11 protein-coding genes are annotated in these 13,720 nt (G+C 62.2%); 10 read left to right on the forward strand and 1 reads right to left on the reverse strand.

All coding sequences use genetic code 11. The features are described 5' to 3' along the window. Nucleotides 1–21: 21 nt before the first annotated feature. Nucleotides 22–3,990, reverse strand: a complete 3,969-nt coding sequence (gene putA / locus MFP24_RS11120) for a trifunctional transcriptional regulator/proline dehydrogenase/L-glutamate gamma-semialdehyde dehydrogenase (protein ID WP_249230603.1) — start codon at nucleotides 3,988–3,990, stop codon at nucleotides 22–24. A 473-nt stretch (nucleotides 3,991–4,463) separates the two neighbouring features. Here putA and putP point away from each other — a divergent pair, with 473 nt between their 5' ends. The 10 genes from putP to MFP24_RS11170 all read left to right on the forward strand — a co-directional run bounded on the left by putP (nucleotide 4,464) and on the right by MFP24_RS11170 (nucleotide 13,637). After that, nucleotides 4,464–5,957: a sodium/proline symporter PutP gene (gene putP, locus MFP24_RS11125; RefSeq protein WP_249230604.1), complete on the forward strand. Its 1,494-nt coding sequence runs from the start codon at nucleotides 4,464–4,466 to the stop codon at nucleotides 5,955–5,957. Between the two features lie 198 nt (nucleotides 5,958–6,155). Continuing rightward, nucleotides 6,156–6,497, forward strand: coding sequence for a glycine dehydrogenase (locus MFP24_RS11130; protein ID WP_249230605.1), 342 nt, complete (start codon nucleotides 6,156–6,158; stop codon nucleotides 6,495–6,497). A 16-nt stretch (nucleotides 6,498–6,513) separates the two neighbouring features. Continuing rightward, complete coding sequence (locus tag MFP24_RS11135; RefSeq protein WP_249230606.1) at nucleotides 6,514–6,876, forward strand: SFCGS family glycine-rich protein; 363 nt, start codon at nucleotides 6,514–6,516, stop codon at nucleotides 6,874–6,876. A gap of 2 nt (nucleotides 6,877–6,878) precedes the next feature. Then, entirely contained in the window at nucleotides 6,879–7,178 is a 300-nt protein-coding gene (locus MFP24_RS11140; protein WP_249230607.1) for a DUF4312 family protein, read from the forward strand. A gap of 41 nt (nucleotides 7,179–7,219) precedes the next feature. Next, entirely contained in the window at nucleotides 7,220–7,996 is a 777-nt protein-coding gene (locus tag MFP24_RS11145; RefSeq protein ID WP_249230608.1) for a DUF4311 domain-containing protein, read from the forward strand. A 12-nt stretch (nucleotides 7,997–8,008) separates the two neighbouring features. Then, nucleotides 8,009–8,653 (forward strand): DUF4310 family protein, encoded by a 645-nt coding sequence (locus MFP24_RS11150; protein WP_249230609.1) that lies wholly within the window; start codon nucleotides 8,009–8,011, stop codon nucleotides 8,651–8,653. A 41-nt stretch (nucleotides 8,654–8,694) separates the two neighbouring features. Next, the gene (locus MFP24_RS11155) at nucleotides 8,695–9,828 is read left to right on the forward strand and encodes an amidohydrolase/deacetylase family metallohydrolase (RefSeq protein ID WP_249230610.1); all 1,134 of its coding nucleotides are present in this window, start codon (nucleotides 8,695–8,697) and stop codon (nucleotides 9,826–9,828) included. After that, nucleotides 9,812–10,930, forward strand: coding sequence for a DgaE family pyridoxal phosphate-dependent ammonia lyase (locus MFP24_RS11160; protein ID WP_249230611.1), 1,119 nt, complete (start codon nucleotides 9,812–9,814; stop codon nucleotides 10,928–10,930). Before MFP24_RS11155 ends, MFP24_RS11160 begins: the two co-directional genes overlap by 17 nt. After that, nucleotides 10,927–11,667, forward strand: coding sequence for a 2-dehydro-3-deoxy-phosphogluconate aldolase (gene dagF, locus MFP24_RS11165; protein ID WP_249230612.1), 741 nt, complete (start codon nucleotides 10,927–10,929; stop codon nucleotides 11,665–11,667). The genes MFP24_RS11160 and dagF overlap by 4 nt, the downstream gene beginning before the upstream one ends. A 59-nt stretch (nucleotides 11,668–11,726) precedes the next feature. Beyond that, entirely contained in the window at nucleotides 11,727–13,637 is a 1,911-nt protein-coding gene (locus tag MFP24_RS11170) for a BglG family transcription antiterminator (RefSeq protein ID WP_249230613.1), read from the forward strand. Nucleotides 13,638–13,720: the final 83 nt, after the last annotated feature.

The following is a 13,720-nucleotide window of genomic DNA, read 5'->3' on the forward strand; positions in this document are numbered from 1 at the left end:
GCCGGGCGATAGCGCCTGGATCTAGCCGATGGTCATCAGGCTGGCATTGCCGCCGGCGGCGGCGGTATTGATACTCAGCGCCCGCTCATGCAGCAACCGCTCCAGAAGGATGCCGCTCTCGCCGCGGGCAAATCCCTGTACGGAAACGATCGGCCCCTCGCGCTCGGCCAATTGCTGGCTCAGCTGGCGCAGCCGATCCGCGTCGCCGTGATAGATCACCGCGTCAAACGCCGGCTCCGCCTGCCGCCAGTCGTCGCCGAAGCGAATGCGCGACTGCACGGCCTGCGGTAAACGCCGGTACAGCGCTCTGCCCTCCTCCGACTCCACCCACAGGACGCGGCCGCCGACGGCCAGCACCGCGGCGAGCTGCGTCAGCGCATCCTGGTCGTCATCCGCCAGACATAACACCCATTCGCGCGGCACCAGCGTATAGCTGTTGCGCTCTCCCGTCGGCCCCGGCAGCAGATAGGTCGAGCCGCCCAGTCCGTTCTCGCCGTAGCGCCGGCAGAGGGCGGCCAGATCGTCGCGCTGTTCGTCCCGCGCCCACTGTTCAAACGCCCGCAGCGCGCCCAGTAACGCCGCCCGCGCGCTCGCATCCGCCGTTTGGCCGCCATCCTGTCCGGCCAGCCCCTGCGCCACCGCCTCGTCCGGGCGATGCGACAGCAGGCGGTAGAGATACAGCGGCCCGCCCGCTTTCGGCCCGGTGCCCGATAATCCCTCCCCGCCAAACGGCTGAACGCCCACCACCGCGCCCACCATATTGCGGTTGACGTACTGATTCCCCACCCGGGCTTCCCCGGTCACGCGGGCGATGGTTTCATCAATGCGCGTGTGCAGGCCCAGCGTCAGGCCGTAGCCAGCCGCGTTAATCTGCCCGATAAGCGCGTTCAGGTTCTGGCTCTGATAGCGCACCACGTGCAATACCGGCCCGAATACCTCCTGCTCCAATTCGTCAAAACTTTCCAGCTCAATCAGCGTCGGCTTGACGAAAGTGCCGCGCTGCCACTCCTGGCGCTCTTCCGGCCGCGCCGCCTGGAACACCGTGCGTCCTTTGGCCCGCATCGCCTGAATATGCCGTTCGACGGCCTGCCGGGCGTCCGCGTCGATCAGCGGCCCGATATCGGTGGACAGGCGTTCGGGATTCCCCATGCGGTATTCGGCCATCGCGCCGCGCAGCATCTGCAAGGTATGCTCCGCCGCGTCCTCCTGGATACACAATACCCGCAGCGCCGAACAACGCTGGCCGGCGCTGTCGAAGGCCGAGGCGATCACGTCGGTCACCACCTGTTCCGTCAGCGCGGACGAGTCGACAATCATCGCGTTCAGCCCGCCGGTTTCGGCGATAAACGGGATGGGATGCCCCTGCGCATCGAGACGCCCGGCGATGCTGCGCTGCAACAAGCCTGCGACCGCCGTCGAGCCGGTAAACATCACGCCGCGGATCCGGCCGTCGTCGACCAGCGCCGCGCCGACGGTTTCTCCCCGCCCCGGCAACAGTTGCAGCACCCCGGCGGGCACTCCCGCCTCCAGCAGGATCCGCACCGCCTGGGCGGCGATCAGCGGCGTTTGCTCCGCCGGTTTGGCCAGCACGCTATTGCCGGCGGCCAGCGCCGCCGCCACCTGCCCGGTAAAAATCGCCAGCGGAAAATTCCACGGGCTGATGCACACCACCGGCCCCAGCGGCCGGTGGGTGTCGTTGGCGAACGACTCGCCCACCTGGCTGGCGTAATAACGTAGAAAATCAACCGCTTCACGCACTTCCGCTATCGCATTGTCGAAGGTTTTACCCGCTTCGCGCACCAGCAGCCCCAGCAAATGTTGCAGTTGGCTCTCCATCAGCGAGGCCGCGTTATTCAGCACCGCCGCCCGCTCCGCCGGCGGCGTGGCGAACCAGATGGCGCCGCCGTTTAGCGCGGCGTCCAGCGCCCGTTCGACATCCGCTGCGCCGGCCTCGCGCACATAGCCGACGATATCGCCGGCGTCCGCCGGGTTGACCACCGGCCGCGCCTCGCCCGGCTCAGGCGCGTCGGCCATCAGCGGCCCCGCCTGCCACGGCTGCGCCGCGCTGCTGAGCAGCGCGCTGGACAGGGACGCGAGGCGGTGCTCATTCGACAAATCCAGTCCGCTGGAATTGGGCCGCCCGTCGCCGTACAGCCGGCGCGGCAGCGGGATGCGCGGATGGGGCAGACCGATACGCCCTTCCGCCTCAGCCAGCGCTTCAACGTCGCCGACCGGATCGGCCACCAGCGTTTCCAGCGGCAGGCTGGCGTCGGCGATACGGTTGACGAAAGAGGTATTGGCGCCGTTTTCCAGCAGCCGGCGCACCAGATAGGCCAGCAGCGTCTCATGGGTGCCCACCGGGGCGTAGATGCGACACGGACGGTTTAGTTTGCCGTCCGCCACCTTCCCCACCACCTGCTCATACAGCGGTTCGCCCATGCCGTGCAGACACTGGAACTCATACTGGCCGGGGTAGTAGTTGTTGCCGGCCAGGTGATAAATGGCGCTCAGGGTGTGGGCGTTGTGGGTGGCGAACTGGGGATAAATCAGATTGGGCACCGCCAGCAGCTTACGCGCGCAGGCCAGATAGGAGATATCGGTATAGACCTTGCGCGTATAGACCGGATAGCCTTCCAGACCGTCCACCTGCGCCCATTTGATTTCGCTGTCCCAGTAGGCGCCTTTCACCAGGCGGATCATCAGCCGCCGGCGGCTGCGCTGCGCCAGGTCGATCAGGGCGTCGATAACGAACGGACAGCGCTTCTGATAGGCCTGAATAACAAAACCGATGCCGTTCCAGCCGGCGAGCTGCGGTTCGAAACAGAGTTTTTCCAGCAGATCGAGGGAAATCTCCAGCCGATCGGCCTCTTCCGCGTCGATATTGATGCCGATATCGTAATGGCGGGCCAGCAGCGTCAGCGACAGCAGACGCGGGTATAGCTCATCCAGCACGCGCTGGTACTGCGCCCGGCTATAGCGGGGATGCAGGGCGGAGAGCTTGATGGAAATGCCCGGCCCCTCATAGATTCCGCGCCCGTTGGAGGCTTTGCCGATGGCGTGGATCGCCTGTTGATAGGAGACCAGGTAGGCCGCGGCGTCTTTTTCCGTCAGCGCGGCTTCGCCCAGCATATCGTAGGAGTAGCGGAATCCCTGCGCTTCCAGCTTGCCGGCGTTCGCCAGCGCCTCGGCGATGGTTTCGCCGGTGACGAACTGCTCCCCCATCAGGCGCATCGCCATATCCACCCCTTTGCGGATCAGCGGTTCGCCGCGTTTGCCGATGATGCGGTTAAGCGAGCTCGACAGGTTGGCTTCGTTATGGGTGGCGACCAGCTTGCCGGTAAACAGCAGCCCCCAGGTGGCGGCGTTGACAAACAGCGACGGGCTGTTGCCGAGATGGGCGTGCCAGTCTCCGCCGCTGATTTTGTCGCGGATCAGCGCATCGCGGGTCGGCTTGTCCGGAATGCGCAGTAAGGCTTCGGCCAGGCACATCAGCGCCACGCCCTCCTGAGAGGAGAGTGAAAATTCCTGTAGCAGCCCCTGCACCATGCCCGCGCGACCGGCGGCCGACTTTTGTCCGCGCAGCCGCTCGGCGAGGCGATAGGCCATTTTATGGGTAGATTGCGCCATTTCGTCGGGAAGTTTCGCCTGTTCAAGCAACATCGGCACCAGTTCCGTTTCCGGACGGCGGTAGGCGGCGGTGATGGCGGCGCGGATCACCGACTGGGGCAAAATCTGTTCGGCAAAATCCAAAAACGGTTGATGGGTTTCTTCTTCCTGAGATTGCGGCATAATCTCTTCCGCTTCAATGTGGCCGGACGTGGCCGATTGCGGTATCTCAGGAGTATCGGCGCCGCTTTCCAGGCGTTCGAGGTAGTTGAAAACGGCCTGCTTGATCAGCCAGTGCGGCGTGCGATCGATGCGCTGCGCAGCTGCCTTGATGCGGTCGCGCGTTGCCTCGTCGAGTTTGACGCCCATCGTGGTAGAACCCATTCGCTCCACTCCTGTGATTAAAAGTAAATATCGTCCACGTCAATATCGGCCATGTTGCAACTTTGTGCAACCTTGTTAAATCAGGGACGTACGCAAGGTGATTATTTTCGCTATTTTTAACATTTCGCCGCGCTGCGAAACGGCTCGCACCGCCGGCGAAGAAAAGAAACGCCCGTATAACAAGCCTTTACCCATAATATTATCAAGGGATTATAACGTGCGATCGCCGGTGTGATTTTCGGCCAGAGCGATTATGGTAAATGTGATGTGGAGTGAGAAATATGTAATTCATATGTTAAAAATACTGTTGGTAACGCACTTGCTCAACTAGGATAACCAACGGCCGCCAATACGAGTGGCACTTATTGCAACCGATAACACATCCACTCTGCGCCCCGTTCCGGCCAGAGTGGAAAGCCAGGGTTTATCGCAACCACAACGGTGCGCGAATAATAACGAACGTGGAGAGTGAAATGACAATGAGCACACCAATGCTGGTGACTTTTCTGGTGTATATCTTCGGGATGGTCCTTATCGGCCTGTTTGCTTACCGGGCGACCAACAACTTCGGTGATTACATTCTGGGCGGACGCCGTATGGGCAGCCTGGTCACCGCCCTCTCCGCCGGCGCGTCGGATATGAGCGGCTGGCTATTGATGGGACTGCCTGGCGCCGTGTTTATTTCCGGCATTTCCGAAAGCTGGATCGCCATCGGCCTGACCATCGGCGCTTACCTTAACTGGAAGTGGGTGGCCGGCCGTTTACGCGTGCACACCGAAGTCAACCACAACGCGCTGACCCTGCCGGACTATTTCACTCACCGCTTCGAGGACAACAGCAAGCTGCTGCGCGTGATCTCCGCGGTGGTTATTCTGATCTTTTTCACCATTTACTGCGCCTCCGGCGTGGTGGCCGGCGCCCGCCTGTTTGAAAGCACTTTTGACATGAGCTACGGCACCGCGCTGTGGGCGGGCGCCGCCGCCACCATCGCCTATACCTTTATCGGCGGATTTCTCGCCGTAAGCTGGACGGACACCGTACAGGCCAGCCTGATGATTTTCGCCCTGATCCTGACGCCGGTGATGGTGATCCTGGCGCTGGGGGGCATCGATACCTCGCTGATGGTGATTGAAGCGAAAAATCCCGCCAATCTGGATATGTTCAAGGGCTTGAACTTCGTTGCGATTATTTCACTGATGGGCTGGGGACTGGGCTATTTCGGCCAGCCGCACATTCTGGCGCGCTTTATGGCCGCCGATTCCCACCACATCATTCACAACGCCAGACGCATCAGCATGACCTGGATGATCCTCTGTCTGGCCGGGGCGGTAACCGTCGGCTTCTTCGGCATCGCCTATTTTTCCGACCACCCGGAACTGGCGGGCAACGTGTCCCAGAACAGCGAACGGGTGTTTATCGAATTGGCCATGCTGTTATTCAACCCGTGGATCGCCGGCATATTGCTGTCGGCCATCCTGGCGGCGGTGATGAGCACCCTCAGTTGCCAGCTGCTGGTGTGCTCCAGCGCCATCACCGAGGATTTGTACAAACCCTTCCTGCGTAAAAACGCCAGCCAGAAAGAGCTGGTGTGGGTAGGCCGCGCCATGGTGCTGCTGGTGGCGGTTATCGCCATCGCCCTGTCCGCCAACCCTGAAAACCGCGTGCTGGGGCTGGTCAGCTATGCCTGGGCCGGTTTTGGCGCCGCGTTCGGGCCGGTTATCCTGATCTCGCTGCTGTGGCCGCGCATGACCCGCAACGGCGCGCTGTTCGGCATGATCGTCGGCGCGGCCACCGTGCTGATCTGGAAACACTACGGCTTTCTGGGGCTGTATGAAATCATCCCCGGCTTCCTGTTCAACTGCGTGACCATCTTTGTGGTCAGCCTGCTGGGACGGGCGCCGTCCAAAGCGATTACCGAACGCTTCCAGCAAGCGGAAACGGAATTCAGATCCATCAAGGAAGTCTGATCCGCCGCCGGGCGCGGTTCGCCGCGCCCGTTTCTTCGCTCCGTCCAACCGGCTATTTCCCCCATCGCTACGCGCCTGTTCTGTGGCGAAGATCGCCAACGCCTCGCCGATTTCCACTTTGAAGTGGAAAACAACTCGCTACAAACCTTCCTCCGCCGGCGCTAGTGTGCCTACAACGCCATCAAACAGGTAACACATGTGCATAACGGAGCGGTAATGAACGAAAACGGGAGTCGTGAAGCGGAGCAAAGCCGGCAACTCGCCGATCGCATGCTGCTATGGATCGACGAGCTACTCAGACGCCACAACATCATCCCGAACGCGGTGCAGACGCAGATGCTGACCTCCCACGTCCGGGCGATGGCGCACCGGTCGGTGACCGGCGAACCGCTGCCGGAGGTGGACGCCGATCTGTTCGACGAGATTTCCGCCGACTCGATGCGCCTGGCGCGCGCGGTGGTGGCGGAGTTCGCCAATCTTCCCGATGAAGAAGCCTGGCTGCTGTCGGTTCATTTCGAAGTGGCAAAAGAGAACCTTTAACTTTCAGGAGTGAGTGATGGAAAAAATCAGCGTAGTCATCGGCGATCGTCTGGGAAAAGGTCAGAAAGTGGCGGCGGGCGTCGAGAAAGCGGGCGGCCGGGCGGTGGTGGTGCCCGGCATGGCCGCCGATATGAAGCTCGGCGACGTGATGAAAACGGAAAACGCCGACTTCGGCATCTCTTTCTGCGGCAGCGGCGGCGCCGGGGCGATCACCGCGCAGAATAAGCATGGCTACAAAGCCAGATACGGCATGCGCTCGGTGGAGGAAGGGGTGACGGCCATCAACGACGGCTGCAACGTGCTGGGCTTCGGCTTTATGGATAAAGAAGAGCTGGGCGAACGATTGGTGCAAGCCTGGAAAAAGAAATACGGCGGCTGACAATGAAAACGCAATTTACCGCCACGGTGCGCGTTAGCGGCAAGGGGGAGAGCAAGACCAGGGCCTTCGCCGATGCCCTGAACCAGGTTCAGGCCGCCGTGATGAAATCCTCACCCCATATTTTGCTGCGCATCGAGCCGCAGGACGTGCGGGTTATCGCCGCGCGTGAAGCGGTGCGTAACGAAGCGTTTCTGTTTTTCTTTCTGCGCCGGCAACGACGCACCTTCAGCGTGGAGCTGGACGTCACCGTCAACGTGACGGCCATCAATCTCGATAAGGTGGATTTCGTTACCCAACGCTGATGGCGCCAAACGGCGAATGTTCAATATAAAGGGGCTGGCTGATGTTCTTAATAATATTAATGAAATCGCTCATCATCGGCGCGCTGGTCGGCGTGGGCGTGGGCGCCGGGGCGGCGCGCATGTTTCACGCGCCCACCACGCAAGGCATGGGCGCGTTTCGCACCCTGGGCGAACTGAACGCCTGCGAGGGCGATCCCGCGTCGCACTTCTCTTTCGGGCTGGGCTTCTTCTTTAACGCCTGGGCCTCGTCGGTGGCGGCGGGCGCCTTCACCCAGGACGTCGACCACCGCATCATCCCCAACTGGGGCGCGGCGGCGCTGATGGTGAAAAACCGCAACGTGGCGCAAACCCTGCACGATCCGAGAAAAATGGCCATCGCCTGCGGCATCGTCGGCATGGCGGTGGTCACCTTCCTCAACCTCACCGCCTCCTCGGTGCCGGAAGCCTTGCAGGTGACGGCGGTGAAAGTGCTGGTGCCGGCCGCCAACCTGCTGGTCAATATCGTGATGCCGGTGATCTTCTGGCTGGCGGCGATCGACGCCGGCAAAAAATCGGGCTTTTGGGCCACCGTATTCGGCGGCGCGGCGCAGCTGATTATGGGCAACGCCGTGCCGGGGCTGGTGCTGGGGATTCTGATCGGCAAAGGCGTTGAAGAGAGCGGCTGGAACCGGGTCACCAAAATCATGATGACCGCCATCGTCGCCCTGTTCGTGCTGAGCGCCTTCTTCCGCGGTTTCGATATGAAGATGATCGAATCTTTCCACCTGACCGTGCCGGACTGGCTGGATCGCATCCATAACGCGCTGAGCGGAAAATAACAGGAGCCAATAATGGAAGAGAATAAAGGGTTTTGGTATGCCGACTGGTCGTTTCCGATCTTTGTCGGCCTGCTCTCCTCCGGCGTATTCGCCGGTACGCATATGTATTACCTCTACGGCATCGGCGCGTTCAACGAAGTGGCGTTTGTGTCCATGCTGCGCGCCGGAATGGATACCGGCGTTTACGGCGCGGTGGCCGCGTTCGGCGCCAGCTTTCTGTTCGCCCGCATTATCGAAGGTTCGCTGGTGGGCATTCTGGATATCGGCGGCGCCATTCAGACCGGCGTCGGCCTTGGCGTGCCGGCGCTGTTGCTCGGCGCGGGCTTTGTCTTCCCGGTCGCCAACTTCGCCGCCTCGCTGATAACCGGCCTGGTCATCGGTCTGGCGATCGGCTACCTGATTATTCTGGCGCGTAAATTCACCATCAACCAGAGCGATTCCACCTACGGCGCCGACGTCATGATGGGCGCGGGCAACGCCTCCGGCCGCTTTCTCGGTCCGCTGATTATCCTCAGCGCGATGAGCGCCTCGATTCCCATCGGCGTCGGCTCGCTGCTGGGCGCCCTGCTGTTCTATCTGTGGCAGAAACCTATCACCGGCGGCGCGATCCTCGGGGCGATGCTGTTCGGAACCTTTTTCCCGGTGGCCATCGGCTAATCCGTCGGGCGCCGCGGCGCCCGTCTCAACAGGAGGCAACCATGTTCGATTTACTCCTTCGCCGCGCCCGCCTGCCGGACGATGCGCTGACCGATATCGCCATTCAGGACGGACGCATCGCGGCGTTGGGCGACGTCGCCGGCCCGGCGCGCAAGGAATGCGACCTTCAGGGGGAACACTATGTCAGCGCCGGCTGGATTGATTCCCACGTCCACTGCTACCCGGCTTCGCCGATTTATCACGATGAGCCGGACAGCGTGGGGATCGCCGCCGGCGTCACCACCGTGGTGGACGCCGGCAGCACCGGCGCGGACGATGTGGACGACTTTTATCGCCTGACGCGCGCCGCCGCCACCGAGGTTTACGCGCTGCTGAATATTTCCCGCGTCGGGCTGATCGCCCAGAACGAGCTGGCCGACCTGTCACATATCGACGGTGCCGCGGTACGCGACGCCGTAAAGCGTCACCCGGACTTTATCGTCGGGCTCAAAGCCCGCCTCAGCGGCAGCGTGGTGGGCGCCAACGGCATCGCGCCGCTGGCGCGCGCCAAGGCGCTCCAGCAGGAAAACGGCGGCCTGCCGCTGATGGTGCATATCGGCAACACCCCGCCCGATCTGGACGAGATAGCCGCGCTGCTGGCCTCCGGCGACATCATCACCCACTGCTATAACGGCAAGCCGAACCGTATTCTGACGCCGACCGGGCAATTACGCGCCTCGATTTCGCAGGCGCTGGCGCGCGGCGTGCGGCTAGACGTCGGCCACGGCTCCGCCAGCTTCAGCTTCGCGGTGGCCAGGCAGGCGATAAGCCAGGGTATTTTGCCGCACACCATCAGTTCCGACATCTACTGCCGCAATCGCATCAACGGGCCGGTGCATAGCCTGGCGCAGGTGATGTCCAAATTCCTCGCCCTCGGCATGTCGCTGCCGCAGGTGATTGACTGCGTCACCGCCAACGCCGCCGACGGGCTGCGCCTGGCGCGTAAAGGCCGCCTGGCCGTCGGCCTCGACGCCGACCTGACGCTGTTTGACCTAAAGCGCCGGCCCGTCGTATTGACCGATTGCGCCGACGACAGCCTTCAGGCCGAGCATCTGCTGCTGCCGCTGGCCGCCATCCGGGCGGGCAAAGGCTTCCTGACCGAACACGGGAGAACGTCACATGCCGTCGATTTATGATAAATATAAGTTAAAACAGGTAATTAATGCCTCCGGGCGCATGACGGCGCTCGGGGTGTCCACCCCGCGTCCGGAGGTGGTGGACGCCGTCGTCGCGGGGATGAACCACTACTTCGAAATCAAAGATCTGGTGGACAAAACCGGGGAGTACATCGCGCGGCTGCTGGGCGTGGAAGGCGCCGTCGTGGTCTCCTGCGCCAGCGCCGGCATCGCGCAGTCGGTTGCCGCCGTGCTGGTGCAAGACAGCGACTGGCTGCTGGAAAACCTGCACGTTACCCCCATCGAAAACAACCATATCCTGTTGCCGAAAGGCCATAACGTCAACTTCGGCGCGCCGGTGGGCGCGATGGTGGCGCTCGGCGGCGGCGCAGTGGTGGAAGCCGGCTACGCCAACGAATGCTCGCCCGCTCAGCTCGCCGCGGCCATCACCTCGCGCACCGCGGCGATCCTGTATATCAAATCCCATCACTGCGTGCAGAAAAGCATGCTCAGCGTAGAACAGGCGGCGGCGGTGGCGCGTGAATACCGGGTGCCGCTGATCGTCGACGCGGCGGCCGAGGAAGACTTGCAGCGCTACTACCGTGCCGGCGCCGATCTGGTGATCTACAGCGGCGCCAAGGCGATTGAAGGCCCCACCAGCGGCCTGGTGATCGGCAAAGCGCGCTACGTCGAGTGGGTGAAACGCCAGTCCGGCGGCATTGGGCGCGCCATGAAAGTCGGCAAAGAGGGCATTCTGGGGCTGACCTGCGCCATTGAACATTATCTCGGCGCCGCGAAAGAGAGCGGCGCGCAGATGGCGGAAAAGATGAGCGGCTTCATCAACCGGCTGAATACGCTGGAGGGCGTCTCCGCCCGCGTGGTGTGGGACAGCGCCGGACGCGATATCGCCCGCGCCGAAATCACCTTTGACCAGGCCATCACCGGCGTCGCCACCGCCGATTTAATCAACGCCTTAAAGCAGGGCGAGTACGCCATCTATTTTCGCGGCTACAAGGCCAACGCAGGCATTATCGAAGCGGACGTGCGCAGCGTGACGGCCGAGCAGTTGGACATTGTCTATCGCCGTATTCGCGACGTGCTGCATCAGGAGAAAAGTGCATGAAACTGACCCCCGATTTTTACCGCGGCCGCGTTTGCCTGAATGTGCTGGCGGGATCGAAAACCAACGCCCGCGCCATTTATGACGCCGCCGAAGGCCATGTGCTGGTCGGCGTGCTGTCGAAAAACTATCCCGACGTGGCCAGCGCGGTCGCGGATATGCGCGATTATGCCAAACTGATTGATAACGCGCTTTCCGTCGGGCTGGGCGCGGGCGACCCCAATCAGTCGGCGATGGTCGGCGACATTGCCCGTGAGGTGCAGCCGCAGCACGTCAACCAGGTATTTACCGGCGTGGCGGCCAGCCGCGCGCTGCTCGGCCAGTATGATACGGTGGTGAACGGTCTGGTCTCGCCGACGGGCCGGCCGGGGTGGGTAAAAATTTCCACCGGCCCACGCAGCAGCCGGTCGCCGGACGGCGTCGTCCCCATCGATACCGCCATCGCCCTGCTGCAGGATATGGGCGGCAGTTCGATCAAGTATTTCCCGATGGGCGGGCTAGGCTGCCGCGACGAGTATCAGGCGGTGGCCGACGCCTGCGCGCGCCACGACTTCTGGCTGGAGCCGACCGGCGGCATCGATCTGGACAACGTCGGCGATATTTTGCAGATTGCGCTGGATGCCGGGGTAAGCAAAATCATCCCCCACGTCTACAGTTCGATTATCGATAAACAGAGCGGCGACACCCGGCCGGAGGACGTGCGCGCCCTGCTCGCCATCGTGAAGCAGCGCGTAGCCTAGCGAGGCGGCCACCATAGCGCATCAACGGGCGTCGCGTCGGCAAGACAAGAGGAAAAGGCGTGCAATTCCCCAACCAACGTTTGACCCGGTTGTTTGATCTGTTGCAAAACGAGACGCTGCCGCAGGATGAGCTGGCGCAGCGCCTGTCGGTTTCCACCCGCACCGTTCGCGCCGACATCACCGCGCTCAATGCGCTGCTGGCGCGCCACGGCGCCCGGCTGGTGCTTAGCCGGGGCAGCGGCTACCAGTTGAAAATCGACGACCCGGCGCGCTACCGGGCGCTACAGGAAAGCCGTCCGCGTCCGCGGCGCACTCCGCGGACGTCGCAGGCGCGTATTCGCTATCTGGTGGTGCGCCTGCTGACCGCGGCCTTTTCCCTCAAGCTGGAGGATCTCGCCGAGGCGTGGTTCGTCAGCCGCGCCACGCTGCAAAACGATATGGCGGAGGTGCGCGAATGGCTCGGCCGCTACAGCCTGAGCATTGAAACCCGCCCGCGCCACGGTATGAAGCTGTTTGGCGACGAGACGGCGATTCGCGCCTGTCTGACCGACCTGCTGTGGGAACTGGCCCAGCGGGACGACGCCGATCCGCTTATCACCGAAGAGGCGCTCACGCCCGATATCCTCCCTCGCCTGGCGGACGCGCTGCATGATTGTTTCCACCGCTGTCATATTCGCCTGACCGATGAAGGCGAACGGTTCCTGCGGCTTTACTGCGCCGTTGCCGTCAGGCGCATCAGCGAAGGCTATCCCCTGCCGGAGTTTGCCGTCGACGATGTGGATGACAATGTGCGGGACGCGGCGCGGCGCATTGCGGATATTCTGCGGCGGCTGGCGGGCAAACCGCTCGCGCCGGCGGAAGAAAACTGGCTCAGGGTGCATATCGCCGCGCGCCAGATTCAGGATATCTCCCCCAGCGCCATCAGCGCCGATGACGATGAAGCGCTGGTCAACTACCTGCTGCGCTATATCAATACGCACTATAACTACCACCTGCTCCACGACGAGCAGCTGCATGCCGACCTGCTGACCCATATCAAAACCATGATCACTCGCGTGCGCTATCAGATAAATATTCCCAATCCGCTGCTGGACAACATCAAACAGCACTACCCGATGGCGTGGGACATGACGCTGGCGGCGGTATCGAGCTGGGGGAAATACTCGCCCTATACCATCAGCGAAAACGAGATCGGCTTTCTGGTGCTGCATATCGGCGTGGGGCTGGAGCGCCATTACAACATCGGTTATCAGCGCCGGCCGCGCGTGCTGCTGGTGTGCGACAGCGGCAACTCCACTATCCGCATGATTGAAGCGCTGCTGCTGCGCAAATACCCGCAAATTGAGGTCGCCGGAACGATAACCCTGCGGGACTACGAACAGCGCGGCGCCATCGATGAGGATTTCGTCATCGCCACCGCCCGGGTGACGGAGAAAGACAAACCGGTGGTGACCATGACGCCGTTTCCCACCGGCTATCAGTTGGAACAGATCGGCAAACTGGTGCTGGTGGACAGAACCCGGCCGTGGATTCTGGAAAAATATTTTGACGCCGGCCACTTCCGCATCATCGACCAGCCCATCAGCCAACAGGCGCTTTTTGCCCAACTGTGCCGCCAGTTGCAAAAAGAGGGATACGTCGACGCCGACTTTCTGCCCTCGGTGGCGGAGCGCGAATCCATCGTCAGCACCATGCTCGGCGAAGGCATTGCGCTGCCCCACTCGCTGGGACTGCTGGCGCGCAAAACGGTGGTCTATACCGTACTGGCGCCACGGGGAATTCCGTGGGGCGATGAGACGGCATACGTCATTTTCCTGCTCGCCATCAACAAAAACGAGTATGAGGAGGCGATGGCGATTTACGATCTGTTCGTCACCTTTCTGCGCGAGCGCGCCATGAGCCAACTGCGCGACAGCCGGGATTTCGCGGATTTCAAAGCGGTGGCGATGCACTGCGTCAGCCGGTTTTAGGGGGAGATAACGTGCTCCCCCTGCGAAGGGGAGGGTTGGGGAGGGTTAGACACCGAAGCTTTGTCGGCAACAAAAAGGCACCG

The sequence above is a fragment of the Brenneria tiliae genome (assembly GCF_023347575.1).
Classification (GTDB): Bacteria; Pseudomonadota; Gammaproteobacteria; order Enterobacterales; family Enterobacteriaceae; genus Brenneria; species Brenneria corticis.

Bases quoted from the DNA above. Each gene is read 5' to 3' on its own strand.
- putA (WP_249230603.1), bottom strand. From the start codon at position 3,990: ATGGGTTCTACCACGATGGGCGTCAAACTCGACGAGGCAACGCGCGAC.
- putP (WP_249230604.1), top strand. From the start codon at position 4,464: ATGACAATGAGCACACCAATGCTGGTGACTTTTCTGGTGTATATCTTC.
- MFP24_RS11135 (WP_249230606.1), top strand. From the start codon at position 6,514: ATGGAAAAAATCAGCGTAGTCATCGGCGATCGTCTGGGAAAAGGTCAG.
- MFP24_RS11140 (WP_249230607.1), top strand. From the start codon at position 6,879: ATGAAAACGCAATTTACCGCCACGGTGCGCGTTAGCGGCAAGGGGGAG.
- MFP24_RS11145 (WP_249230608.1), top strand. From the start codon at position 7,220: ATGTTCTTAATAATATTAATGAAATCGCTCATCATCGGCGCGCTGGTC.
- MFP24_RS11150 (WP_249230609.1), top strand. From the start codon at position 8,009: ATGGAAGAGAATAAAGGGTTTTGGTATGCCGACTGGTCGTTTCCGATC.
- MFP24_RS11155 (WP_249230610.1), top strand. From the start codon at position 8,695: ATGTTCGATTTACTCCTTCGCCGCGCCCGCCTGCCGGACGATGCGCTG.
- MFP24_RS11160 (WP_249230611.1), top strand. From the start codon at position 9,812: ATGCCGTCGATTTATGATAAATATAAGTTAAAACAGGTAATTAATGCC.
- dagF (WP_249230612.1), top strand. From the start codon at position 10,927: ATGAAACTGACCCCCGATTTTTACCGCGGCCGCGTTTGCCTGAATGTG.